This window comes from Pseudonocardia spirodelae (genome assembly GCF_037727765.1).
GTDB classification, from domain to species: domain Bacteria; phylum Actinomycetota; class Actinomycetes; order Mycobacteriales; family Pseudonocardiaceae; genus Pseudonocardia; species Pseudonocardia spirodelae.
Genome location: NZ_JBBJUP010000005.1, coordinates 97,125 through 120,606 on the forward strand (window position 1 = coordinate 97,125; position 23,482 = coordinate 120,606).

Below are 23,482 nucleotides of genomic sequence, written 5' to 3' on the forward strand. Positions count from 1 at the left end.
ATAGAACCGTTAGGAGCGTGGCATGGAGTACCGACGACTGGGGCGCAGCGGCCTGCAGGTCCCCGTCCTGAGCCTGGGCGCGGGCACGTTCGCGGGCCGGGGCGCGCTGTTCGGGGCGTGGGGCTCGCTGGACGTCGCCGGCGCGCGCCGGATGGTGGACCGGTGCCTCGACGCGGGGGTGACCCTGTTCGACACCGCCGACGTCTACTCCGACGGGGCGTCGGAGGAGGTGCTCGGGGCGGCGCTGCGGCACCGCCGCGACGAGGTCCTGATCTCGACCAAGGCCGGCCTGCCGACCGGGCCCGGGCCGAACGACGGCGGCACCTCGCGGCACCACCTGGTCCGCGCCGTCGAGGACGCGCTGCGCCGGCTGGGCACCGACCACATCGACCTGTTCCAGCTGCACGCCCACGACGCGGGCACCCCCACCGAGGAGGTCCTCGCGACCCTCGACGGCCTGGTCCGGTCCGGCAAGGTCCGCTACACCGGCGTCTCGAACTTCCCCGGCTGGCAGCTCATGCGGTCGGTGCAGCTCGCCGACCGCCACGGCTGGCCGCGCCCGGTCGCGCACCAGGTCTACTACTCGCTGGTCGGGCGCGACTACGAGTGGGACCTCATGCCGCTGGGCCACGAGGAGGGGGTCGGGGCGCTCGTGTGGAGCCCGCTGGGCTGGGGGCGGCTGACCGGCCGCATCCGGCGGGGCAGCCCGCTGCCCGCCGGGAGCCGGCTGCACGCGACGGCCGACGCCGGTCCGCCGGTCGCGGACGAGCTGCTCCACGACGTCGTCGACGTGCTCGACGAGATCGCCGCCGAGACCGGCCGCGCGGTGCCGCAGATCGCGCTGAACTGGCTGACCACCCGGCCCACCGCCGCGTCGGTGATCGTCGGGGCGCGCGACCCGGAGCAGCTGGAGCAGAACCTCGGCGCCGTCGGGTGGCGGCTGGACGACGACCAGCTCGCCCGGCTCGACGCCGTCTCGCGCCGGCCTGCGCCGTACCCGCACTTCCCCTACGAGCGGCAGGAGGGCTTCGCCCGGCTGGCGCCGCCGATGGCCGGCCGGACGGCCTGACACCCGCCCGCCGCCCGCCGCCGCCCGCCGGTGGTGTGGCCGCCCGCCACCGGGGTCCCGGCCGGGTGTCGTCACATCACTGGTGCGGGGGCGGCCCGGTCGGGGAAGCTGAGGCCATGTCGTCAGTGCAGACCGTGACCGACCCGGACACCCCCGAGCTGCTGTGGAGCCCGGACCCGGAGCAGGTCCCGCACACCGAGATCGTGCGGTTCGCGACCTGGGCCCGCGACGAGCGCGGGGCGCCGCTGTCCGACGTCACCGACTACGCGCAGCTGCACGAGTGGTCGGTCACCGACCTCGAGGGGTTCTGGGCCGCGGTCGCGGAGTACTCCGGCGTGCTGTTCCACGACCGCCCGACGGCCACGCTCGCGTCGCGGGACATGCCCGGGGCGCGGTGGTTCCCCGGCGCGACGCTCAACTACGCCGAGCACGCCCTCACCCCCGGCCCCGGCCGCGCCGACGACGACGTCGCCGTCGAGTTCGTCCGCGAGGACGGCCTCGAGCGCACCGTCACCCACGCCGAGCTGCGCGACCAGGTCGCGCGCGCCCGCGCCGGGCTCGTCCGGGCCGGGGTCGGGCAGGGCGACCGGGTCGTCGCGCTGGCCCCCAACAGCGTCGAGACGCTCGTCGCGTTCCTGGCGACGGCCAGCCTCGGCGCGATCTGGTCGTCCTGCTCGCCGGACTTCGGCGCGCGCGCCGTGCACGACCGCTTCGCCCAGATCGAGCCGGCCGTGCTCGTCGCGGTCGACGGCTACCGCTACAACGGCAAGGGCTTCGACGTCCGCGAGAACGTCGCGAATCTGATGCGCCAGATGCCCTCGCTGCGCGCGACCGTGCTCGTCGGCTACCTCGACGAGCAGGCCACGCTCGACGGCACCGTCCCGTGGGCGGAGTTCACCGCGCAGGCCGCGCCGCTGGAGTTCACCGCCGTCCCCTTCGACCACCCGCTCTGGGTGCTCTACTCCTCGGGCACCACCGGCCTGCCCAAGGGCATCGTGCACTCGCACGGCGGCATCGTCGTCGAGCACCTCAAGGCGATGCGCCTGCAGCACGGCCTGGGGCCGGGGGAGCGCTTCTTCTGGTTCACCACGACCGGCTGGATGATGTGGAACTTCCTGGTCGGCGGCCTGCTCGTGGGCGCGACCATCGTGATGTTCGACGGCAGCCCCGGCCATCCCGACCTCGGGGCGCTGTGGGCGCTGGCCGCGAAGCACCGGGTCACCCTGTTCGGTGTCTCCGCCCCCTACGTCCAGTCCTGCATGAAGGCCGGCCTGCGCCCCGGCGACGACCACGACCTCTCCGCGATGCGCGCGCTCGGCTCCACCGGCGCCCCGCTGTCGGTGGAGGGCTTCCGCTGGATCGGCGACGCGGCCGGGTCGCACATCCAGATCTGCTCGGTCTCCGGTGGCACCGACGTGTGCGCCGCCTTCCTGACCAGCGCCCCGACGGTGCCGGTGTGGCTGGGGGAGCTGTCCTGCGCGGCGCTCGGCGCCGACGTCCGCTCCTGGTCCGAGGACGGCTCCGACCTGCTCGACGACGTCGGCGAGCTGATCATCACCACGCCGACGCCGTCCATGCCGGTCATGTTCTGGAACGACCCCGACGGCACCCGCCTGCGCGAGTCCTACTACGAGGACTTCCCCGGCAACTGGCGCCACGGCGACTGGGTCCGCCGCACCCCGCGCGGCTCCTACGTCATCTACGGCCGCTCGGACTCCACGCTCAACCGGGGCGGGGTCCGGATGGGCACCGCGGACTTCTACTCGGTCGTCGAGAACTTCGAGGGCGTCGCCGACTCCCTGGTGATCGACACCACCGCGCTGGGGGCCCGCGAGGAGGGCGCGCTGCTCTGCTTCCTCGTGCTCGACGACGGCGTCTCCCTCGACGACGTCGAGCCCGCGCTGCGCACGGCGCTGCGCAAGGAGCTCTCGCCGCGGCACGTCCCGGACCGCTTCATGGTCGTCGACGCGGTGCCGCGCACGCTGAACGGGAAGAAGTGCGAGGTGCCGGTGAAGAAGATCCTCTCCGGGGCCGCCCCGGAGAAGGCGGTCTCGGCCGGCGCGCTGCAGAACCCGGACTCGCTGGCCCCGTTCGTGGCGCTCGCAGGCTCCTGACCTGCGACGGACCGGGGCCCCGCCGGTGCGGGGACCCCGGTTCGATGGCGGGGGAGTGCCCGTGTACTGTTGTCCTCGCTGGTGGCCGTCAGGCACCGGGGAGGCTTCGCCTAGTCTGGTCTATGGCGCCGCACTGCTAATGCGGTTTGGGGTAACCCCCCATCCCGGGTTCAAATCCCGGAGCCTCCGCACCGGCACGGCGGCGGGTAACCGGTCGCCGGCCGACAACTGAACACTGCTAGGCTGAACATCAGCTACTGCGCCCGTAGCTCAACGGATAGAGCATCTGACTACGGATCAGAAGGTTAGGGGTTCGAATCCCTTCGGGCGCACAACAGAAGCCCCCGGTGATCACTCACCGGGGGCCATTCTCGTGTGCGGCGATCCGGGCGACCGCGTCGACGGCACCCGTCCGGTGGACATCGACCTGCGCTCGTGACCCCGCCGGGAGCCCTAGGGTGGGTGCTCGACAGGCCACGGGCAGGAAGGACGTCCATGTCGTACCCCACCCCTCCGTCCCGGTCGGCCGGGGACGGCCGGATCGCGGCGATCCTGGCCCACCTGTCCGCGCCGATCGCGGCCGTGTTCAGCGCGGGGCTGCTCAGCCTGCTCGGGCCGCTGATCGTCTGGCTGGTGAGGAGGGACGACCCGTTCGCCCGCCGGGCCGCCGCCGGAGCGTTCAACTTCAACCTGACGTTTTGGGCGCTCTACGTGCTCAGCTGGATCCTCATCGCGACCCTGTTCGGTGCCGTCATCGGCATCCCGCTGATGATCATCCTGTTCGTGGTGTCCGCGTGGTGCCACGTCAAGGGTGCGCTGCGGGCGTCGCGCGACCGGGTCTACGACTACCCGTTCCAGATCCACGTCCTGTCCTGACCCGGGCGTCGGTGGCCACCGGCATGCGGTTCGCCCGTGTCCCGGGGATCCTGACCGCGTGCCCGGACGAGGTCGCGACCCCGCCACCGCGCAGCCGGTCGGCCGGCGGGTGGTCGCCGGTGCGCTCCTCGCCGTCGCCCTCGTCGCGTGTGCCCCGGGACCGGCGGAGCCTGCGGCCGGTGGTGCCCCCGCGGAGCCCGCGTCGGTCCGGATCCTGCAGGCCAACCTCTGCAACAGCGGCATCGCGGGGTGCTACACCGGTCGCTCGGTCGAGGCCGCGGCCCGGGTCCTTCGCGCCGACCCGCCCGACGCGGTGACCCTGAACGAGGTGTGCCGGGCCGACGTGGTGGCGCTGCAGCGGGCGCTCGGCGCCGGCGCGACCTCGGCGTTCCAGCCCGCACGCGACCGCGCCACCGGAGGGCCCTACCGGTGTGCCGACGGCGACGAGTACGGCATCGGGGTCCTCGCACGGTCGTCGTCGTCCGTCGTGAGCACCGGGATACATCCGACGCAGGACCCGGACGACCCCGAGGAACGCGCGTGGCTGTGCCTCGACACCGCGACCGCGGGCGGCCCGCTCGGTGTGTGCACCTCCCACCTGGCCTACACCGACCGTGCCGTCACGCTCGCGCAGTGCCGGTACCTGTTCGGCACCGTCGTCACCGGGCTGCGGGACCGCCGGGACGCCGGTCCGGTCGTCGTCGGAGCGGACCTCAACCTCGGATCGGCGGACGATCCCGGTCTGCGGTCCTGCGTACCGGCCGGGGCGGTGCCGGCCGCCGAGGACGGGGTGCAGCACGTCGTCGTCATCCCCTCGGTGGCGGCGGCCCGGTCCCGCACGGTGGACCTGGGCGGGACCACGGACCACCCCGCCCTGCTGGTCACGGTGCGTCCCTCCGCGCAGCGCCGCCGTTCCGCTGCTGCGTAGCCCTGCGGATCCGCCCGCGCCACCCGGGATGGGACGGTCCCGGTGACACGGGAGGGGTGGTCGCGGTGGACGGGGACCTGACCGTCGGCTCGGTCCTGGGCTGGTTCGAGATCCTGGGCCGGCTGGGTGCGGGCGGGATGGGTGTCGTGCTGCGGGCGCACGACCGACGTCACGGGGGAGAGGTCGCGCTCAAGGTGCTTCCCGGGCATCTGGCCGGGGACCCGGTCGTGGCCGAACGGTTCCGGCGGGAGGCCCGCGCCGCGTTCGAGCTGCGCGACCCGCACGTCGTGCCGGTCCACGGCTTCGGTGAGGTCGACGGCCGTCTGTACCTCTCGATGCGGCTCGTCGACGGTGAGGACCTCGCCCGGGTCCTCGCCCGCCACGCCCCGCTGCCGCCGCGCCGGGCCGCGGGCATCGTGCGTCAGGCCGCCCACGCCCTCGACGCGGCACACGCCGCCGGGCTCGTGCACCGCGACGTCAAGCCGGCGAACCTGATCGTCGTCGAGTCCCGCGACGACTTCACCGTGCTCACCGACTTCGGCATCGCCCGCGCGGTCGGGCCCGCCCCGGACACCGCGCTGACCGAGACCGGGGCGACCGTCGGCACCCTCGCCTACCTGGCCCCTGAACGGCTGTCGGGTACCGGCGCCGTCGACGGTCGCGCCGACGTCTACGCCCTGACCTGCGTCCTGGTCGAGATGCTGACCGGGTTCACTCCGTTCCCCGAGGCCGATCCGGCCGCCGTGCTCACCGCGCACCTGATGTCACCGCCGCCCCGGGTGTCGCACCGACGTCCCGAGCTCGCCACCGGGTGGGACGCGGTCGTGGCCCGCGGGATGGCGAAGGATCCGGCGGACCGCTTCGCGACCGCGGGCGCCCTGGCCGCGGCGGTCACCCGGCTGATCGCCACCGGGGCCGCCGACACCGGGCCGCGTCCCGCGCCGACCCCGCCCGCGACCGCGCCCGGTGTGCCCCCCTCCCCGGCCGTGGCCGGTGCGGACGGCAACGGGGCGGGACGGGCCGGCCGCGCCCGGCGGCTCCCGGCCGTCCTCGGCGCGGCCGTCGCCGCGTCGGCGGTTCTCGTCGCGTCCTGGACACTCCCCGGTGGGACCGCGGCCCCGCCGGAGGTCGCCGGACAGGGCGGCGCCACCGGCGCCGTGCAGCCCGCCGAGCTCACCACCGCCGATCCGGTCACCGGCGACCTGCGGCTCGACCGCCCGATCGCGCCGGTGTCCTGCACGGGACCCGCGTCGAGCCTGGTCGTCGTCGGTTCAGGGGTCGACCCGGCCCGCCACCGCGAGGACGTCGCCCGGCACCTGCGCGACCATCCCGGGGCGCGGTACCTGCTCGCGGGGGACAGCTGCGTGCCGTTCCGGGCCCGCACCGTCGACGGTGCCCCGATCTACGTGACCTACCTGGGCCCGTTCACCGACCGCTCCGACGCCTGCGCGGCGCTGGTCCGTGCGGGTGGCGACGCCTACCTGCGGCCGGTGTCCGGGCCGGCCGGGATCGTCCGCCGCTGCTGAACCGACGGGCCCCGGTGAGGGGTCCGGACCGTCGGCGCTACCGCACCGTCCCGGCCCCGTCGAGCAGCGCGTCGGCGGTCGCCGCGTCGCACACCAGCGTCCCCACCAGCCCGGACCGCAGCACGGCCGCCGCGGCGGCGGCCCGGCGCGGGTCGCGCACCAGGGCGACGACGTCGCCGGCCGCCCGCAGCTCCGCCTCCCCGACAGCGACGAGCTGGTGCGCGGGCCCGTGGTCGAGGACCCCGCCGTCGGCGTCGACGAGCAGGCCGACGACCTCGCCGACCGCGCCCCGGGCCGCCAGCCGTCGCCGTTCCGGCCCGGTCAGCACGTCGTGCACCGTGGAGTGCCCCGGCTCCCACGCCCCGACCGCGACGACGGCGGTGTCCAGCGCGGCGCAGCGGGCGAGCGCGTCGGCCACCCCGGGCTGGGCCCGGACCGCGGCGGCGGTGGCGGCGTCGGGCAGCAGCAGCGGCGCGTAGACCGGGTAGGCGTCGCCGCCGCACAGCGCGGCGGCGCGGAACACCGCGGTCGCCGAGCCGTCGCGCCGCCACGGCAGCGAGTAGGCCCCGCAGAGCTGCACCACGGTGCAGCGGGCCAGCCGCGACAGGTGCCCCACCACGTCGTTGACGGTGCGCGACCAGGCCAGGCCGAGGACGTCCCCGGTGGACACCGACTCGGTGAGCAGCGCGGCGGCCAGCGCGGCCACGCCGTCCCCGCCGCCGGTGCCGACGAGCGCGCGACGCAGCCCGAAGGCGTCCCGGACGGCGGCCGAGCGGGCCGCGTCGACGTCCGGGCCGGGGGAGACCTCGACCCGCACGAGGCCCCGTTCACGGGCCGCCTCCAGCAGCCTGGCCACCTGGAAGCGGCTCAGCCCGAGCTCGGCGCCGACGGCGATCTTGGACTGGCCGCGCAGGAAGAAGCGCTCGGCGACCTCGGCGGCCAGGGCCCGGCGGGCCGGACCCCACGTGTCCCGCTCGGACTCGTCCGCGCTCATATGAGCAGCGTAGCCGGGCCATCCGGCGACCGCGTTGACCTCTGCGACGCGAACACCGTCTACTCGACCCGTGATCTGCGCTCAGATGAGTGGTAGACGGGTGGGAGGCCGACGATGACCGTCACGACCCCGGACACGACCCGCGGCGACGCGGGGAGCCCCGCACCGGTCGCGCGCCAGCTGCTCGTCGGCCGCGACGACGGCTACGGCGACCTCACCCTGGAGCGGTTCGGCCTCGCGCCCGGTGCCGGCCCCTGGCACGCGCCCGGCGGTCCGCGCGACCGCCTGCTCGTCGTGCTGGCCGGCCGGGCCCGGGTCGCGGTCGACCCGGGCGGGCCCTCGGTCGAGCTGGCCGCCGACGAGGTCGTCCACGTCGGACGCGGGCACGCGCACCGCGTGGAGCTGCTCGGCGCCGGGCCCGGCGGGCGGCTGGAGTGGATGCTGCTCGACGGGCCGGGCGGGCCGGCCTGACCGGTCTCAGTCCGGCAGCGCGGGCGGGGCGAGCTCGGCGAACCGGTCGCCCGGGCCGGGGTTGTCCGGCGGGGTGGACCCGCCCAGGTGCGTGACGATCCCCCACACCGCGTTCAGCGCGGTCTGCACCGCGCCCTCGGCCCAGGCCGGGGTCCAGGACACGTCGTCGCCGGCCATGAAGATCCCGCGCTGGGCGGGGGGCAGGTCGTCCTGCACGAAGTGGCAGTACATCCGGCGGTTGTAGCGGTAGTGGCCGGGCAGCGCCCCCTTGAACGCGCCGAGGCTGTGCGGGTCGGACTCCCAGGTCACCGTGATCGGGTCGCCGATCACGTGCGAGGCGACGTCGACGCCGGGGTAGATCCGCCGCAGCGCGGCGAGCGCGAGCGCGACCCGCTTCTCCACCGGGTAGGGCAGCATCTTGAGCGAGTCGCTCATCCACGAGTAGGACAGGCAGATCACCCCGGGCCGGCCCGGGCCGTTGTCGAACAGGTACGTGCTGCGGGTGAGCCGGTCGGTCAGGGTGGTGCTCATGACCTCGCGCCCGGTCGCCGGGTCCACGTCGCGCCAGAACGGCCGGTCGACCATCACGAACGTCTTGGTCGACTGCATGTAGCGGGTCCGGTCCAGGGCCATCCACAGGTCCTGGGCGAACAGCGACTCGTCGGTGTCGATCTGGGTGGACAGCAGCCAGCTCTGGCACGTCGTGAGGACCGCGGGGACGTCGCGGGTGCCGCCGTAGACGTCGGTGACGCGGATCGTGTCGTCGTCGACGCGGTGGATGCGGGCCACCCCGGGCCGGGTGCCGCCACCGTGCAGCGACGCGAGGCTGGTCCCCGGGGGCCAGTGCACGAGATGGTCCGGCGAGCGCGACCACAGGCCCTGCGGGACCTGCTCCACCCCGCCGACGACGAGCACCTGGTCGTCGTCGCACCCGGTCAGGACGACCCGCAGGATCTCCAGCATCGAGTTCGGGAAGTCCGAGTCCCAGCCGCCGGTGCCGAACCCCACCTGGCCGAACGCCTCGCGGTGGGCGAAGGACAGCTCCGAGAACGCCTTCGAGGTCGACACGAAGTCGTAGAACGTCCGGTCGTCCCAGACCGGGACGAGCTCGGCCCACAGCGCCCGCACCCGCGCGGTGTCCCGCTCGCGGATGGCCTCCTGCAGGTCGGAGAAGCCGGCGCCCTCCTCCAGTGCGCTCGCCCAGGCGTCGGCGACCTCGGTGAAGAACGGCGGCAGGTCGGCCAGGGTGCGGCCGTAGTGGGTCTCGCCGTGCAGGTCGATCACCGTGCTGCCGGCGGCCTCGGTGAGGGGGTTGGGGAACGGCTCGGTGCGCAGGCCGAGCAGCTCGACGTAGTGGTGGAAGGCCGTCGAGGACCGCGGGAAGCGCATGCCGCCGAGCTCGGCGACGATCCCGTCGGCCCCCTCGAACGGCTGCGACCGCAGCCGTCCGCCCAGGTGGGAGGACTCGTACACCACCGGACGCAGGCCCAGGCGCATCAGCTCGTACGCGGCGACGAGCCCGGCGATCCCGGCCCCGACGACCGCGACCTCGGTGCCGAGCCGCTCGGGCGGCACGCGGCCGAGGCCGCCCGGGTGGGCGAGCCACTCGTCGTAGGGGAAGGGGAAGTCGGGGCCGAACGCGGTGACGGGGGGCAGCTCGGGGGGCATGGGTGGGCTCCTCGGGTACGACGGCGGGGGTCACCCGGCGGGGTGACCCTAGTCATCCCGGGCCCGCCCGTGGGCCCGGGCGGCCGCACACCCGGCGCGACCCCTGCTCGCATGTGACGATGCGGACGCACCGGCACCGACGACGGGAGGCCACCGTGACCGCCGACCTCTTCCGGCTCGACGGCCGCTCCGCGCTCGTGACGGGCGGGGGCAGCGGGATCGGGCAGCGTCTCGCCGCCGGTCTGGCCGAGTTCGGCGCGGACGTGTCCGTCGTGGACCTGCCCGCCCGGGCCGACGGCGTGGCGCAGACCCTCGACCGGGTCCGCGGACAGGGCCGGCGCGCGGTGTCGCTGCCCGCCGACGTGACCGACCCGGACTCGGTGGAGGCCGCCGTCGCCGCGCACGGGGCGGAGTTCGGCGGCCTCGACATCGCGGTGAACTGCGCCGGGGTGAACCACGGCGGGGCCGCGGAGGACCTCGACCCCGCCGACTGGCGGCGGGTCCTGTCGGTCAACCTCGACGGCGTCTACTACTGCTGCCGGGCGCAGGGCCGCCGGATGCTGGCCGCCGGGCGCGGCGCGATCGTCAACATCGCCTCGATGTCGGCGACGATCGCCAACCGCGGACTGCTGCAGGCGCACTACAACGCGTCCAAGGCGGGGGTGAAGCACCTGACCGCGACGCTGGCGACCGAGTGGGCGCCGCGTGGCGTGCGGGTCAACTCGCTGAGCCCCGGCTACATCATGACGCCGATGATCAGCGGTCCGGAGTGGGCGGACCGGGTCGCCGGCTTCACCGACCAGACGCCGATGGCCCGGCTCGGCACCCCGGAGGACCTGGTGGGACCCACGGTCTTCCTCGCGAGCGACGCCGCCGCCTTCACCACCGGGGCCGACCTGCTCGTCGAGGGCGGGTTCACCAGCTGGTGACCGGGGCTCAGCCCCGCCGCGAGCGGACCACCCCGGTGACGATGCGCTGGTAGGCCGTCGGCAGCAGCCGCACCATCGAGTCGATCGCCCACGCGTCGGGTCCGATGAGGACACGGCGCCGGTCGCGCCGCACACCGTCCAGGATGGTCCGCGCGGCGCGGTCGGGGGTCGTGTTCAGCATCCGCTCGAACTCGGCGGTGGCCGCGGCGGCGGGCTTGCCGGTCGCGGCCGCGACGCTCTCGTCGACCCGGGCGGCCTTCGCGATGTTCGTCCGGATGCCACCGGGGTGCACGCACGTCGCCGAGACCGGCGAGCCGGTCAGCTCCAGGTCCTGGCGCAGCGACTCGGTGAACCCGCGGACCGCGTACTTGCTCGCGTTGTAGCCGCTCATCAGCGGCTGCGCGGCGACCCCGAAGATGCTGGACAGGTTGACGACGTGGCCCTCACCCGCCGCCTCCAGGTGCGGCAGGAACGCCTTCGTCCCGTACACCACGCCCCAGAAGTTGATGTCCATGATCCAGCGGTAGTCCTCCAGCGACAGGCCGCCGACCGTCCCGGACAGCGCGACACCGGCGTTGTTGACGACCAGGTGGACCGCGCCGTGGTCGGCGACGACCGCGTCGGCCCAGGCGTAGACCGCCTTCTCGTCGGCGACGTCGAGCTCGGTGGTGGTGACCCGCACCGACGACCCGGCGAGCGCGGCGGTCTCGGCGAGGCCCGCGGCGTCGCGGTCGGCCAGGGCCAGGTGGCAGCCGTCGGCGGCCAGGCGCAGCGCCAGTGCGCGGCCGATGCCCGAGCCGGCGCCGGTGACCGCCGCGGTGCGGCCGGAGAAGGACTTCATCGTCGGGCTCCTCACGAGGGTGGACGGCGCGCGGGCGCGGAGCCCGCGCGACGCGGCGACCCTAATCCGGTGACGGCCGACTCCACATGACGGGGTGACCGGTGTCTCCCGCCGGGGAGTGACCGTCCCGACACGCCTACGTCGTACGGGTGATTTCGACGCGACGGCCGGTCGCGCTCCGGGCGGCGTCGAGAAACGGTCCGGGTGCCCGCATCGGCCACGCGCGGTGACCGGATCCTGCCGCCGGCAGGGCTGTCCACCTGCGTGTTCGGGTGGTCGGCGACGGTCCGATTTGCTTTTGGCGTGACGCGCGTCGCACCCTGAAACCGTCACGCATGACCGGAAGTGCGGCCGGATGCGGCGGTCGAGGGCCCCGCATCCCCCGGTACTTCCGTGTCGTTGCAGGGACACGCACGCACCGATGGGGATGTCGGTACGTCGACCTCGAGGAGGAGGACGATATGGCGGAGACCGCCAGCCGTATTGCCTTCATGCGCCGCTGCGACTCCGGTGACCGGTGGCCCGGACAGGGCCGCAGGATGCCCCGCCCCCAGTCGTCACGGGTGGTGGACGTCCTGCTGGCCGCCCGCAGGCTGGTCGACGACAGCCGGCTGCCGCACCCCGAGCACGTCGTCGACCTCGGCTCGGCGCGCGCCGTGCTGCGCGCCGTGTGGGCCGAGGCCCTCGCCTCGCTCACCGGCGGCGGCACCCCGTCGCAGGAGCTCGTCTCCCTGCTCGCCGAGACCAAGGCGCTCGACGAGCAGCTGCTGCTCGACCAGCTCGCCCACCAGGACCGCGCGCTGCAGCGCGTCCGGAGCGCGCTCGGCCGGCTCGGGGAGGCCCGCACCAGCACCGCGCTGCTCGACACGGCGGCCTCGACCGCCTGCAGCATGGGTTTCGACCGGTCGATCGTGTCCCGGGTCGCGGGCTCGCTGTGGATCCCCGAGCGCGTCCACGTCGAGCGCGACCCCGCCTGGGCCGAGGAGATCCTCGCGCTGGGCCGGACGCACCCGCAGAACCTCGACGGCCGGATCGTCGAGACCGAGATGGTCCGCCGCCGCACCTCGCTGCTCGTCGACGAGGTGCAGGAGCGCCCCGGCGTCAACAAGCCCATCGCCGACGCCTCGATGTCGCGCAGCTACTGCGCCGCGCCGATCGTGGTGCACGGCGTCGTCGCCGGGTTCGTCCACGTCGACTGCTACTACCAGCAGCGCAACGTCGACGTGCTCGACCGCCACCTCGTCACCCTCTACGCCCAGGGACTCGGCCAGGCGCTGTCCCGCACGATGGTGCTCGACGAGATGGACCAGATCCGCGCCGACGTCGACCGGCTGGCCCGGCGCGTCACCGACGCCCGCGAGGGCGACCTGGGTGACGGCTGGTGGGGCCACGGCGAGAACGGGCGGGTCACCGAGGGCGATCCGGCCGCCCACGCGGTCGCCACGCCGCAGCGCAGTGTCGTCGACGGCTTCCTGCGGTCGGCCCCGGTCGACCCGTCGCTGACCCGCCGCGAGGTCGAGGTCCTGCGCCTGATGGCGACCGGGGACACCAACGCGCGCATCGCGACCCGCCTGGTCATCAGCGAGGGCACGGTGAAGTCGCACGTCAAGCACATCCTGCGCAAGCTCGGCGCCGCCAACCGGGCGGAGGCCGTCTCGCACTGGCTGCGCGCCGAGCACGACCGGGCCGGGCGGGGTGCGTCCGGCCCGGCCGGACACCGGTGAGCACCGTCGCCGCGTCCGGGCGGGGCGCGGTGCCCGCACCGCTGCGCGACTACCTCCGCCGGCTCGACGACGCCGCCCGCGACCTGCCGTTCACCGAGCGCCAGGACCTGCGTTCGCGGGTGTGGGCCGACGTCGCGCGGGCCACGGGCCCGGCGCCGACGCACGAGCGGCTCCTCCGTGCGCTCGACGATCTCGGCCCGCCCGAGGGCCTCGTCCCCGCCCCCGCGGGGACCCCGCCCCGGACGCTGCGCGACCCCGCGGTGGTGCACCTGCTCGGCTGTTCCCTGCTGACCGTGGGGGTGTCCGGGCTGGTCGGCCTGGTGCGCGTCTGGCGCGCGCCGACCTGGCCGCGGCGCGACGCGCTGGCCGCCACCGTCCTGGTGGTGGCGGGCGCCGTGGCCCTGCCGGTGGCGACCGGGGTGCACCCGGTCGCGGCCGCGCTGCTCGGCGGCCTCGGGGCCGGTGCCCCGCTGGCCGCGCTGGTCCTGGGGGCGGTGCTGCTGATCCAGCGCCGGGCCCACCGCAGGGCACTCCGTTCGGAGCAGGACACGGGCCCGGGGACGGGGGAGACCGATACCCCCCCAGGGGGAGGTTGATCCGCCCCCCACGGGAGGTGTGATCGCCGTCCCACGGATCGAGACTGCTGTCCGGTGGATCCGGATCCTCGCCGGCCCCGCACTCGAAGGAGAGTTATGACCACGCCTGGGACCCTCACCCAGTCGCCCGACGAGACCGTCGAGGTACCGCGCAGGACGGCGGGCGCCGGCGGGCCGGGCGTGCTGAGGAAGGTCGCCGAGCCGTTCGTCACGGCCGGCGAGATGTGGCAGCTGATGGTGAAGGTGTTCGTCCTCGCCGTCCGCAAGCCGGTCGGCTTCTGGGGTGACACCCGCGACCAGTGCTACGACATCCTCAAGCTCACCTGGCTCCCGATGTCGCTCGCGGCGTTCGGGTTCGGGTTCGGTGCGCCGGGCCTGACCGGTGGCGCGATCTTCTACACCTTCGGCATCCCGTACCGGCTCGGGGCGTTCTTCGAGTTCGCCTCGGTGCGCGAGTTCGCGCCGTTCATCAACGGCATGGTCGTCGCCGGCGTCGTCGGGACGGCGATCACCGCGGACCTGGGCGCCCGGCGCATCCGCGACGAGATCGACGCCATGGAGGTCCTCGGCGTCGACCCGATCCGGACGCTGGTGCTGCCCCGCGTGCTCGCCTGCACGATCATGACCGCGGTCCTGGACATCCTCGCGCTGGTCGTCGGCCTGGTCAGCGGCTACGTCGCGGCCGGCCCGATCTTCGACGCGAGCTACGCCGGCTACTACGGCTCGCTGTTCGACCTGCTCAACACGGTCGACCTCTGGGGCAGCGTGGCCAAGTGCGCCCTGTACGGCCTGATCATCGGCGTCGTCTGCTGCTACGTCGGCCTCAACGCCAAGGGCGGCGCGATCGGCGTCGGCCGGGCGGTGAACCAGGCCGTCGTCATCTCCTTCGCCGGGGTCTGGGTCATCAACTTCGTGTTCACGCTGACCATGCTCGGCCTGAACCCGCAGATGAGCGTCTACAAGTAGGGGAGGGTGACATGACACAGCTCGACGACCGCGGTCCCGGCCGCGAACCCGAGGAGCTCCGGGCTCCCGAGAAGCAGGGCGTGGACGTCAGCTTCTCCTCGATCACCGGGAAGCTGAAGCAGGGCCTGAACGAGGCCGGCGACATCGGCCGGTTCACCGCGGACACCGTCCGGGACTTCCCGGACATGTTCCGCCGCTACGTGCCCGAGGTCTTCCGCCAGGCGGGCATCCTGATCTTCAGCTCCGCTCTGATCATCTGGTTCATGATGTTCATCATGGGCGGGCAGTGCGGCCTGGAGGCCAGCTACACGCTCAAGCAGATCGGCGCGCCGCTGTACTCCGCGGTGTTCGACGCCTACTGCGGCCTGCGCGAGCTCTCGCCGTACATGTGGGGCTGGATCCTCGCGGCGAAGGTGGGCTGCGGCTACGTGGCCGAGATCGGCTCGATGCGCATCTCCGACGAGATCGACGCCATGGAGGTCATGGGCATCAAGTCCAAGTCCTTCCTGGTCGGCACCCGCATCGCGGCCACCGTGATCGCCGTGCCGTTCATGTACTTCGTCGGCCTGGCCATCCTCTACCTGGCGATGTACCTGGTCACGGTGGTGAACCTGGGCGGCGTCTCACCCGGCGGGTTCCTGTACCTGTTCTGGCTGTACCAGAGCCCCTACGACATGCTGGCCGCCCTGTCGAAGGTGATGGTCGAGTCCATCGTGATCGTCGGCGTGGGCCTCTACTACGGCTACAACGCGACGGGCGGGTCGGTCGGCGTCGGCCGGGCCACCGCCAAGTCGATGATCATCAATCTGGTGCTGATCTCCGCGATCGGCGCGATCGGCACCCTGGCCTTCTGGGGGCTCGACACGAACTCCCCGATCGCCAACTGAGCCGGCCCGGGGCCCGCGCCGCACCATCCCCGGCGGCCGGGCCCCGGTGCCCCTTCCCACGCCGGCCCCCACCGGCACGACAGCCCCGACCCCGAACCGCTTCCCCCGAAGCTCCCCCGCCAGCTCCCCGTCCGCCGCCGGGCCCCCACCCGGCAGCGGTGCACCGGACCGCGCCCGCTCCCCGGCCGCGGTACGGCTCCGACCGGCATCTCCCGCCGCCTCCGCGGCACCGCCGGGAGGGGACCCCGAACCCCGCGAACCGCGCACCGAGGCGCTCCCTCCGGTGGCGCGGCAGGTCGTCCAGGAGGATCAGTGACCTCGCCGAACCCGTCCGGTTACCCGCCACCGGCATCCGAGTACCCGACCCAGCAGATGCCATCCGTGGGTGAGACGCAGGCCACAGCCACCCGGGGTCCCGGCTGGTCGATGGAGACCCGCGAGTTCCAGCCCGGCACCGACCCGATCCTGCAGGTGGAGGGGCTGGCGAAGTCCTTCGGGAGCATGCAGATCCTGAAGAACATCAACTTCAACTTCCAGCACAACGCGATCACCACCGTGCTGGGGCCCTCGGGTACCGGCAAGTCCGTGCTGATCAAGCACCTGGTCGGCCTCCTGGCGCCGGACCGCGGCGCGGTGTACGTCGACGGCACCGACATCTGGTCGATGACCGAGAACCAGCGGTACGACATGCGGACCCGGTTCGGCGTCTGCTGGCAGGACGGCGCGCTGTTCGGCTCGATGAACCTCTACGACAACGTCGCCTTCCCGCTGCGCAAGCACACCCGCATGACGGAGAAGGAGGTCGAGCGCACGGTCATGACCGCGCTCGACGAGGTCGGTCTCGCCAAGGCCGCGCACAAGGCCCCCAACGAGGTCTCCGGCGGCATGAAGAAGCGCGCCGGCTTCGCCCGCGCGCTGGTGATGAACCCCGACATCGTGCTCTTCGACGAGCCCGACTCCGGTCTGGACCCGGTCCGCACGAGCCTGCTGTGCGACATCATCATGGACGTCCACAACCAGCACGGCGGGACCTACCTGCTGGTTACGCACGACATCAAGACCGCCCGCAAGGTCAGTGACTACGTCGGCCTGATCTGGAAGGGCGAGGTCGTGCACTACGGCCCGGCGCACGAGGCCTTCGAGCACCAGGACCCCTTCGTCAAGCAGTTCCTCGCCGGCCAGTCCGCGGGTCCCCTGGGGATGGACTGACATGGGCGGAATCGTCGGAAAGCTCGCCGCCGGTCTGGTGGCGCTGCTCGTGGTCGGGGGTGTGTTCGTCGCCGTCGGCGGTACGCAGCCCTACACGGTCAGCGCCGTCCTGCCCGCGGGCAACCCCAACCTGATCCCCGGGGCGCCGGTCTACATCGACGGCTTCCAGGCCGGGAAGATCGAGTCCGTGCGCCCGGAGGAGGGCCACGCCGTCGTCGACTTCTCCATCGACGACGACCTCGCCCCGCTGCACGCCGGCGCCTTCGTCCACGTGCAGTGGAAGGCCGTCGTCGGTGAGCGCCTGCTGTTCGTGCAGGACGGGCACAAGGACTACGCCGAGATCCCCTCCGGCGGCATGGTCCAGGGCGACTTCCCGAAGCCGACCGAGGTCGCCGACGTGCTCGCCGCCCTCGACCAGCCCACCCGGGACCGCCTGACCAGCCTGGTCGGCACCCTGCAGAACACCGTCACCGGCCACGAGCAGGACCTCAACGCCACCGTGCAGACCGCAGGGCCCGCGCTCGCCGCGGTCGGCAACGTGCTGCGCGGCATCGGCACCGACGGCCCGGCCATCTCCACGCTGGTGACCGACCTGAACGGCACCGTCGACACCCTCGCGAAGCGCCAGCAGGACCTCGGCGCCGTGGTCGACGAGCTGGCCACCAGCACCCGGGCCACCGCCGCCCAGCGCGAGCAGCTGCGTGCGGCGCTCGCCAAGCTCCCCCCGACCCTGCGGACCGCCCAGGGCACCCTGGGCAAGGTCCCGGGTGTCACCGACGAGGCGCTGCCGCTGCTGGAGGACCTGCGCCCGGCGACGGAGAAGCTGCCCGGCGTGTCCGAGCAGCTCGCCCCGCTGCTGGCCGACCTGCGGCCGCTGACCGCCGAGCTCAAGCCCACCCTCGAGGCCGCGTCGGCGCTGCTCGACCGGACCCCGGGCCTGCTCGACTCGGCGCACGGGGCGCTGCCGGGACTCGCCGAGACCGCGGGGGGCTACGCCCCGGTGCTCGAGGCGCTGCGGCCGTACACCCCCGAGGCCGCCGGCTTCCTCACCACCTGGGGCTCCGCCGCCCAGAACTTCGACTCGAACGGCCGGTACATGCGGATCTTCGCCCAGGCCGGCCCCGCCACGCCGGTCATCTACCCGCCGGGCGTGACCCCGCCGGGGATCGTGCCCGAGACCGCCCCGGCCCCCGGTGCGGCCGACGACACCGCGGGCAACGGCGACCCCAACCCGGGTGCGCCGGTCCTGCCGCAGCTCGGCGACGCCAGCGGGGAGGGTCCCCGATGAGCCTCGGAGTCTCCCGCTGGCGGATCCTCGCGGTCGGAGTCGTCGCGCTGCTGGCGGGCACCGGTGCCGCCGCCGGCGTCTCGAACGCCGAGTCGGGCCGGATCGTGATCGCCGAGTTCGCCGACGTCAGCCCGATCCTCGCGGGCCAGCAGGTCAAGATCAACGGCGTGACGGTCGGCGAGGTCGGCCAGCTGCAGTTCGACCCGCAGCGCAAGATCGCCGAGGTCCCGCTGCGGGTCGACGCCCGCGCGCTGCCGATCCACAGCGACGCGAAGGCCACCGTGGCCCCGGTCTCGCTGCTCGGCGAGCGGTTCATCAACCTGGACACCGGTACCCCGGGCTCGCCCGAGCTGCCGATGAACCGGCCGATCGCCGCCGCGCAGACGGGCCGGCAGGCCGACCTGCAGAACATCCTGGACACCCTCGACGACCCGACCGCCGGTGCGCTGGCGGCGCTGGTCACCACGCTCGGCCAGGGCGCGGACGGCAACGGCGAGAACATCCAGAAGACGCTCGCCGCGCTCGCCCCCGCGATGCGCGACACCGACCAGCTGGTCGGCGTGCTGTCCGACCAGAACGAGCTGCTCGGCCGGGTCGTGGACCAGGTCGAGCCGGTCACCGGCGCCCTCGCCGTCGACCAGGGCAGGCGCCTCGACGGGCTGGTCGCCTCGACCACCTCGCTGCTCGACACCACGGCCGCCCGGGACGCGCAGCTGCGCGGCACCCTCGCCGAGCTGCCGGGCACGCTCGCGGCGGCCCGCGCCACGCTCGGCGAGCTCGCCGGCACGGCGCAGTCCACGGCGGTGACGCTGGGCAACCTGCGACCGACCACGGACAACCTGGTCGACATCAGCCGCGAGCTCCACCGCTTCGCCGACTCGGCGGACCCGGCGCTGGCCTCGGCCGACCCGGTCCTCGACCGGGCCGGCGAGCTGCTCGACCAGGCCCAGCCGGTCGCCGCCCAGCTCCGGGCCGCCGGCCCGGACCTGCAGCGCACCGTCGACGGCGCCGAGCCGATCGTCCGGGACCTGAACGGGAACCTGGGCAACGTCCTCGGCTTCATCCGCAACTGGGCGCTGACCACGAACCAGAAGGACGGGCTGTCCCACTACTTCCGGGCCAGCTACGTCGCCTCGCCGGACGCCGTCAGCGGCTTCGCGCCGGGCGGCCTGCCGGACATGGCGCCCGCGCCGGGTCCGGACGCGAGCCCGAACCCGCAGGTGAACCAGCCCGCCCCGGCCGAGCCGGGACCGGGGACCGCGGCCCAGCCCGGACAGGACTCCAACACCCTGCTGCAGAGCCAGCCCACCCCCGAGAGCAGCGCCACCGGGCTCACGCCCGAGCAGGAGCAGGGCGCGCTCGGAACCCTGCTGGGAGGCCAGTGATGGCGAACGGCAAGCCCAAGCGGGGCGCCCGCTTCCGGTCCGGCGTGATCGGTCTGCTGATCTTCGTCGCCGCCGGCTTCTTCCTCTACGTCGCGCTGAACGCCCAGAAGGGCCTGCCCTTCGCCCAGCACGAGTTCCGCACCGCGGCGGTGACCGACACCGGTGACCTCGCCGTCGGCAACGACGTGCGGGTCGGCCAGGTCCGGGTCGGGCGCGTCGACGACATCACCCTCGCCGACGGCGTCCCGCAGGTCCGGATGCAGCTCGACGACGCCGCGACCAAGGTCTTCAAGGACGGCTCGGCCGCCGTCACGGGCCGGTCCGGCCTGGGCCAGCAGTACCTGGACCTCGACATCGGCCACGAGCAGTCCGGTGTGCTCGGTGAGGACGAGGTGCTGCCCGTGCAGCGCTCCCGCGGTGCGGTGCAGCTGCTCGACCTCGCCGGGGTCTTCGACCCGGCCACCCAGGACGGCACCCGTTCGGCCCTGCAGCAGCTGGGCGACGGCGCGGCCGGGCACGGCCAGGACCTGCACGACGTGGCCGAGGCCGGTCCGCAGATCCTGCCCTCACTCGGCACGACCGCCCGGTCGCTGTCGGTCGACGGCGGTCGCGACCTGACCAGCATGCTCCAGTCGCTGGAGAGCCTGTCGTCCCGTTTCCAGGGGCGTGAGCAGGAGATCTCCTCGCTGGTCGGCCGGCTCGACACCACCTTCGCCGCGATCAACGCGGACAAGGGCGCGGCGCTGGGTGACACCCTCGACATCGCCCCCGAGGCGCTGCCGGACACCCGCACGGCGCTGGAGGACCTCCAGCAGCCGCTGGCGTCGACGACCTCGGCCATGACGCAGCTGCAGACCGGTGCCCGCTCGCTCGGCGACGCGACCCCGGACCTGCGTGGCGTGCTGGTCGAGGCGCCCCGCCCGCTGGACAAGCTGCCCGGGGTCTCCGACTCGGCCCAGCCCGCGCTCGGCTCGCTCACCGACGCCGTCGCCGACGCGCGCCCGGTGGCACCGAAGCTCACCCAGGGCGTCGGCTTCGCGAACACCCCGCTGCAGGTCCTGGCGCCCTACGCGCCGGAGATCGCGCAGTGGTTCACCAACGCGAGCTCGGGTCTGTCCGACGGCGACGCCGCCGGCCACCACCTGCGGTTCACGCTCATGCTGCGGCCGGAGTCGTTCTCCGGGGCGGCCGGCATCGCCGACCCGCTCCGCGGCACCGACGCCTACCCCGCCCCGGGGCAGGCGCCGAACGACGCCACCCTCGGCCTGGTCCCCGCTCCCGGCGAGTCCAACCGGACCCCGCAGGAGCAGCCGGGCCAGGGCGACAGCGCCGCCGGCGGCGGCCCCGGTGCCCTTCTGGGAGGTAACTGATGAACGCCCCCGCACAGGGCGCCACCGCCACGCCACGGGTGCGGCGTCGCCTCCCGCTGTGGATCGCGGCGCTCGCCGTCATCGGCCTGATGCTGCTGGCGCTGGTCCTGGGCCTGTTCAAGCCCCAGGTCACGACGCTGCTGATGAAGCTGACCGGCTCGCAGACACGCACCATCCACTTCGCCGCGAACCAGTTCCTCTTCGAGGACGCGTCGAAGGCGAAGGTGGCAGGCGTCGACTCCGGGGTCGTCAGCTCGGTCGACCCGGCCGACGACGGCGGCGCGATCGTCACCGTCGTCGTGGACCCGGAGGTCGTGGACACCGTCGGCGACCAGCCGTCGGCGCGGCTGCGGCCCACGACCCTGCTGTCGGGCCTGTTCTACATCGACATCGTCCCGGGCGGTGACCGCTCCGCGGAGTGGACCGAGCAGATCCCGGTGGACCGCACCCGGCTGCCCACCGAGCTCGACGACGTCGCCGAGCGCCTGCAGCCCGACGCACTGGAGGGCGCGAAGACCGCGGTCACCCAGTTCGACGAGACCCTCGGCAACGCCGGCGGCAACGACGCGCTGCACGAGCTCCTCGCCGCCGCGCCCGGGACCCTCGGCCCGGGCGCCGGGGTCATCGAGTCGCTGCGCGGCACCGCGCCCGAGCGGGACCTCACCGAGGTCGTGCGCGGGCTGCAGAAGACCACCGGCACGCTCAACCGCGAGCCGGGCCAGCTCGACGGGATCGCGGCGAACCTGCAGGACACCACGCAGGTGTTCGCCGAGACCTCCGGGCCGGTCGCCGACGCGATCAACAGGCTGCCCGGTGTCCTCGACACCACCGACGCCGGCCTGAAGCGGCTGAACGTGTCGCTGGACAAGCTGCGCGACACCGCGGGTCCGGCCCGCCCGTCGGTGCAGGAGCTCGACGCCTTCCTCGGCCGCGCCGAGCCGGTGCTCGCCGACGCCCGGCCGCTGGTCGCCGACCTGCGCGCCGCGCTCGTCGACACCCGGCCGCTGGTCGAGGGCCTGGTCCCGGCCAGCGAGGGCACGACCCGCGTCCTCGACGACCTGCCCGCGCCGCTCGAGCGCCTCAACGGTCCGGTCCTGGACTCGCTGAACACGCCGTTCGTGGGCGAGGGCCCGTACTCGGCCGTCGACGCCAAGGGCGTGCCGCTCAAGGACGAGATCGGCCACATGTTCAGCGGTCTGAACAAGGCGGGCGCCTACGTCGACCCGAACGGTCACGCGGTGGCCTTCCACCCCGGCCCGGGTCTCGGCTCGGTCCCCGGGCTCGGCTCGGTGAGCCTCGAGAACATGTTCCAGCAGATCTTCCACGGGACGGGTGGCTGACATGAGCGCAACTCCCCAGCCGCAGCCGGAGGCCCCCCGGGGCCTGCGGGCCCGGCTGCGGTCCGGCCTGGACCGCATCCGCAACGAACCCGGCCTCGGCCGCAACGTCGTCGCACTGGCGACGGTCATGGTGCTCGGCCTGGTCTGCGGGGGCTACATCCTGTCCCAGCAGCGGTTCGTCACCCCGTGGGCGGACGAGACGATGGTCTACGCGACCTTCTCCGAGACCCCGGCGCTCGCGCCGGGCCGCGGCCAGGAGGTCCGGATGTCCGGCGTCCCGGTCGGCGACATCCGCTCCTCCGAGCTGACCCCCGAGGGCACCGCCCGGGTGCTGCTCGCGATCGACCGCAACGACTACGACGGCCCCGTCTACGACGACGCCACCGTGGTCCTGCGGCCGAAGAGCCCGCTGAACGAGATGTACATCGAGATGGACCCCGGCACCCCCGCCGGCAGGCCGCTCGACCAGTACGGCGTGCTCCCGGTCGCGAACGCGAAGCCTCCGGTGCAGGTCGACGCGGCCCTGGCCCACCTCGACCAGAACGCGCTGGCCGCGGTCCAGTCGCTGCTGGAGGCGTCCGACGTCGCGCTGGCGACGGCGCCGCAGACCCTGCCCGACGGCGTGCGGGCCACCACCGAGGTCGTCAACCGGCTCAAGCCGGTCGTCGACCAGCTCGACCGGCGGCGCGAGAACCTGGCCCGCCTGGTCACCTCGGTCGGCCGGCTGTCCACCGCCGTCGGCGGCGACGAGAAGCGCCTCACCACCCTGGCGAACTCGCTGTCGACCACGCTGAAGACGGTGTCGGCGCAGAGCCAGGCGCTGCGCGACTCGCTCGACCAGCTGCCCGGCGTGGTGGACAACCTGGGTGCCGCGACGGGCAACGTCCAGCAGCTCTCCGACCAGCTCGACCCGACCCTGGACAACGTCCGGGCCGCCTCCGACGAGCTGCCCGACGCGCTGGACCGCCTGACCGACACCGTCGACACCCTCGACACCACGGTCGACAAGGCGCGCCCGGTCGCGGCGAAGCTCAGGCCGGTCGCCGCCGACCTGCGCCCGTTCGTGAACGACCTGAACGCCACGCTGCCGGACCTCAAGGAGATCAGCGGCCGGCTCGACCCGGTCACCGCCGGCCTGCAGCAGTACCTGCCGGACCTGAACGCCTTCGTCTACCAGACGTCGTCGGTCACCAGCCTGCGCGACGCCAACGGCGGCATCCTGCGCGGTCTGCTCCAGTTCGGCCCCACCAGCATCCCGGCGCCCGGCGCCGACGAGCTCACCCGGACGCCCCGGTAAGGAG

Annotated in this window: 20 protein-coding genes and 2 tRNA genes; 19 read left to right on the top strand and 3 right to left on the bottom strand. The window is 73.9% G+C overall.

The window, feature by feature from the left end; genetic code table 11:
* The first annotated feature begins 22 nt into the window (after positions 1–22).
* From WJX68_RS07620 to WJX68_RS07650, 7 genes are all read left to right on the top strand, one after another.
* A complete protein-coding gene (locus WJX68_RS07620; protein WP_340287432.1) occupies positions 23–1,069 on the top strand; it encodes an aldo/keto reductase in 1,047 nt (348 codons plus the stop codon).
* Between the two features lie 116 nt (positions 1,070–1,185).
* Complete coding sequence (locus tag WJX68_RS07625) at positions 1,186–3,183, top strand: acetoacetate--CoA ligase (RefSeq protein WP_340287434.1); 1,998 nt, start codon at positions 1,186–1,188, stop codon at positions 3,181–3,183.
* A 99-nt stretch (positions 3,184–3,282) separates the two neighbouring features.
* Positions 3,283–3,372, top strand: a tRNA-Ser gene (locus WJX68_RS07630).
* A gap of 70 nt (positions 3,373–3,442) precedes the next feature.
* Positions 3,443–3,515: transfer RNA gene (locus WJX68_RS07635), tRNA-Arg, on the top strand.
* Positions 3,516–3,678: 163 nt separating this feature from the next.
* Positions 3,679–4,059: a DUF4870 domain-containing protein gene (locus WJX68_RS07640; RefSeq protein ID WP_340287435.1), complete on the top strand. Its 381-nt coding sequence runs from the start codon at positions 3,679–3,681 to the stop codon at positions 4,057–4,059.
* A gap of 58 nt (positions 4,060–4,117) precedes the next feature.
* Positions 4,118–4,987, top strand: a complete 870-nt coding sequence (locus tag WJX68_RS07645) for an endonuclease/exonuclease/phosphatase family protein (RefSeq protein WP_340287437.1) — start codon at positions 4,118–4,120, stop codon at positions 4,985–4,987.
* A gap of 65 nt (positions 4,988–5,052) precedes the next feature.
* Positions 5,053–6,513 (top strand): serine/threonine-protein kinase, encoded by a 1,461-nt coding sequence (locus WJX68_RS07650; protein WP_340287439.1) that lies wholly within the window; start codon positions 5,053–5,055, stop codon positions 6,511–6,513.
* A gap of 37 nt (positions 6,514–6,550) precedes the next feature.
* On the opposite strand, the gene WJX68_RS07655 is transcribed toward WJX68_RS07650, so the two are convergent.
* On the bottom strand, positions 6,551–7,507 hold the full coding sequence (locus WJX68_RS07655) for a sugar-binding domain-containing protein (RefSeq protein WP_340287441.1): 957 nt from the start codon (positions 7,505–7,507) through the stop codon (positions 6,551–6,553).
* 114 nt (positions 7,508–7,621) lie between these two features.
* On the opposite strand from WJX68_RS07655, the gene WJX68_RS07660 reads away from it, so the two are divergent.
* Positions 7,622–7,978 carry a cupin domain-containing protein gene (locus WJX68_RS07660; RefSeq protein ID WP_340287442.1) on the top strand — a complete coding sequence of 119 codons (357 nt, stop codon included), beginning with the start codon at positions 7,622–7,624 and terminating at the stop codon, positions 7,976–7,978.
* A gap of 6 nt (positions 7,979–7,984) precedes the next feature.
* Here WJX68_RS07660 and WJX68_RS07665 read toward each other — a convergent pair whose 3' ends face one another.
* Positions 7,985–9,646, bottom strand: coding sequence for a flavin monoamine oxidase family protein (locus WJX68_RS07665; RefSeq protein ID WP_340287444.1), 1,662 nt, complete (start codon positions 9,644–9,646; stop codon positions 7,985–7,987).
* Between the two features lie 155 nt (positions 9,647–9,801).
* Here WJX68_RS07665 and WJX68_RS07670 point away from each other — a divergent pair, with 155 nt between their 5' ends.
* A complete protein-coding gene (locus WJX68_RS07670) occupies positions 9,802–10,575 on the top strand; it encodes an SDR family oxidoreductase (RefSeq protein WP_340287446.1) in 774 nt (257 codons plus the stop codon).
* A gap of 7 nt (positions 10,576–10,582) precedes the next feature.
* On the opposite strand, the gene WJX68_RS07675 is transcribed toward WJX68_RS07670, so the two are convergent.
* On the bottom strand, positions 10,583–11,416 hold the full coding sequence (locus tag WJX68_RS07675; RefSeq protein ID WP_340287448.1) for an SDR family NAD(P)-dependent oxidoreductase: 834 nt from the start codon (positions 11,414–11,416) through the stop codon (positions 10,583–10,585).
* Positions 11,417–11,955: 539 nt separating this feature from the next.
* Between WJX68_RS07675 and WJX68_RS07680 the strand changes: the two genes are divergently transcribed.
* The 10 genes from WJX68_RS07680 to WJX68_RS07725 all read left to right on the top strand — a co-directional run bounded on the left by WJX68_RS07680 (position 11,956) and on the right by WJX68_RS07725 (position 23,478).
* Positions 11,956–13,140 carry a LuxR C-terminal-related transcriptional regulator gene (locus WJX68_RS07680; RefSeq protein ID WP_340287450.1) on the top strand — a complete coding sequence of 395 codons (1,185 nt, stop codon included), beginning with the start codon at positions 11,956–11,958 and terminating at the stop codon, positions 13,138–13,140.
* The gene (locus tag WJX68_RS07685) at positions 13,137–13,736 is read left to right on the top strand and encodes a hypothetical protein (protein WP_340287452.1); all 600 of its coding nucleotides are present in this window, start codon (positions 13,137–13,139) and stop codon (positions 13,734–13,736) included. The genes WJX68_RS07680 and WJX68_RS07685 overlap by 4 nt, the downstream gene beginning before the upstream one ends.
* A gap of 96 nt (positions 13,737–13,832) precedes the next feature.
* Positions 13,833–14,702, top strand: coding sequence for an MlaE family ABC transporter permease (locus tag WJX68_RS07690; protein WP_340287454.1), 870 nt, complete (start codon positions 13,833–13,835; stop codon positions 14,700–14,702).
* Between the two features lie 11 nt (positions 14,703–14,713).
* Entirely contained in the window at positions 14,714–15,589 is an 876-nt protein-coding gene (locus tag WJX68_RS07695; protein WP_340287456.1) for an ABC transporter permease, read from the top strand.
* Between the two features lie 372 nt (positions 15,590–15,961).
* Entirely contained in the window at positions 15,962–16,798 is an 837-nt protein-coding gene (locus tag WJX68_RS07700) for an ABC transporter ATP-binding protein (RefSeq protein ID WP_422785669.1), read from the top strand.
* A gap of 1 nt (position 16,799) precedes the next feature.
* Positions 16,800–18,086, top strand: a complete 1,287-nt coding sequence (locus WJX68_RS07705) for an MlaD family protein (protein WP_340287458.1) — start codon at positions 16,800–16,802, stop codon at positions 18,084–18,086.
* The gene (locus WJX68_RS07710; protein WP_340287460.1) at positions 18,083–19,471 is read left to right on the top strand and encodes an MlaD family protein; all 1,389 of its coding nucleotides are present in this window, start codon (positions 18,083–18,085) and stop codon (positions 19,469–19,471) included. Before WJX68_RS07705 ends, WJX68_RS07710 begins: the two co-directional genes overlap by 4 nt.
* Positions 19,471–20,841: an MlaD family protein gene (locus tag WJX68_RS07715; protein WP_340287462.1), complete on the top strand. Its 1,371-nt coding sequence runs from the start codon at positions 19,471–19,473 to the stop codon at positions 20,839–20,841. The genes WJX68_RS07710 and WJX68_RS07715 overlap by 1 nt, the downstream gene beginning before the upstream one ends.
* Complete coding sequence (locus WJX68_RS07720) at positions 20,841–22,181, top strand: MlaD family protein (RefSeq protein WP_340287464.1); 1,341 nt, start codon at positions 20,841–20,843, stop codon at positions 22,179–22,181. The genes WJX68_RS07715 and WJX68_RS07720 overlap by 1 nt, the downstream gene beginning before the upstream one ends.
* A gap of 1 nt (position 22,182) precedes the next feature.
* Complete coding sequence (locus WJX68_RS07725; RefSeq protein ID WP_340287466.1) at positions 22,183–23,478, top strand: MlaD family protein; 1,296 nt, start codon at positions 22,183–22,185, stop codon at positions 23,476–23,478.
* Positions 23,479–23,482 lie beyond the last annotated feature (4 nt).

What these genes read in the sequence shown, in the direction of transcription:
- WJX68_RS07620 (WP_340287432.1), top strand. Translation starts at nt 23, where the DNA reads ATGGAGTACCGACGACTGGGGCGCAGCGGCCTGCAGGTCCCCGTCCTG.
- WJX68_RS07625 (WP_340287434.1), top strand. Translation starts at nt 1,186, where the DNA reads ATGTCGTCAGTGCAGACCGTGACCGACCCGGACACCCCCGAGCTGCTG.
- WJX68_RS07640 (WP_340287435.1), top strand. Translation starts at nt 3,679, where the DNA reads ATGTCGTACCCCACCCCTCCGTCCCGGTCGGCCGGGGACGGCCGGATC.
- WJX68_RS07655 (WP_340287441.1), bottom strand. Translation starts at nt 7,507, where the DNA reads ATGAGCGCGGACGAGTCCGAGCGGGACACGTGGGGTCCGGCCCGCCGG.
- WJX68_RS07660 (WP_340287442.1), top strand. Translation starts at nt 7,622, where the DNA reads ATGACCGTCACGACCCCGGACACGACCCGCGGCGACGCGGGGAGCCCC.
- WJX68_RS07665 (WP_340287444.1), bottom strand. Translation starts at nt 9,646, where the DNA reads ATGCCCCCCGAGCTGCCCCCCGTCACCGCGTTCGGCCCCGACTTCCCC.
- WJX68_RS07675 (WP_340287448.1), bottom strand. Translation starts at nt 11,416, where the DNA reads ATGAAGTCCTTCTCCGGCCGCACCGCGGCGGTCACCGGCGCCGGCTCG.
- WJX68_RS07680 (WP_340287450.1), top strand. Translation starts at nt 11,956, where the DNA reads ATGCCCCGCCCCCAGTCGTCACGGGTGGTGGACGTCCTGCTGGCCGCC.
- WJX68_RS07690 (WP_340287454.1), top strand. Translation starts at nt 13,833, where the DNA reads ATGACCACGCCTGGGACCCTCACCCAGTCGCCCGACGAGACCGTCGAG.
- WJX68_RS07695 (WP_340287456.1), top strand. Translation starts at nt 14,714, where the DNA reads ATGACACAGCTCGACGACCGCGGTCCCGGCCGCGAACCCGAGGAGCTC.
- WJX68_RS07700 (WP_422785669.1), top strand. Translation starts at nt 15,962, where the DNA reads ATGCCATCCGTGGGTGAGACGCAGGCCACAGCCACCCGGGGTCCCGGC.
- WJX68_RS07705 (WP_340287458.1), top strand. Translation starts at nt 16,800, where the DNA reads ATGGGCGGAATCGTCGGAAAGCTCGCCGCCGGTCTGGTGGCGCTGCTC.
- WJX68_RS07710 (WP_340287460.1), top strand. Translation starts at nt 18,083, where the DNA reads ATGAGCCTCGGAGTCTCCCGCTGGCGGATCCTCGCGGTCGGAGTCGTC.
- WJX68_RS07715 (WP_340287462.1), top strand. Translation starts at nt 19,471, where the DNA reads ATGGCGAACGGCAAGCCCAAGCGGGGCGCCCGCTTCCGGTCCGGCGTG.
- WJX68_RS07720 (WP_340287464.1), top strand. Translation starts at nt 20,841, where the DNA reads ATGAACGCCCCCGCACAGGGCGCCACCGCCACGCCACGGGTGCGGCGT.
- WJX68_RS07725 (WP_340287466.1), top strand. Translation starts at nt 22,183, where the DNA reads ATGAGCGCAACTCCCCAGCCGCAGCCGGAGGCCCCCCGGGGCCTGCGG.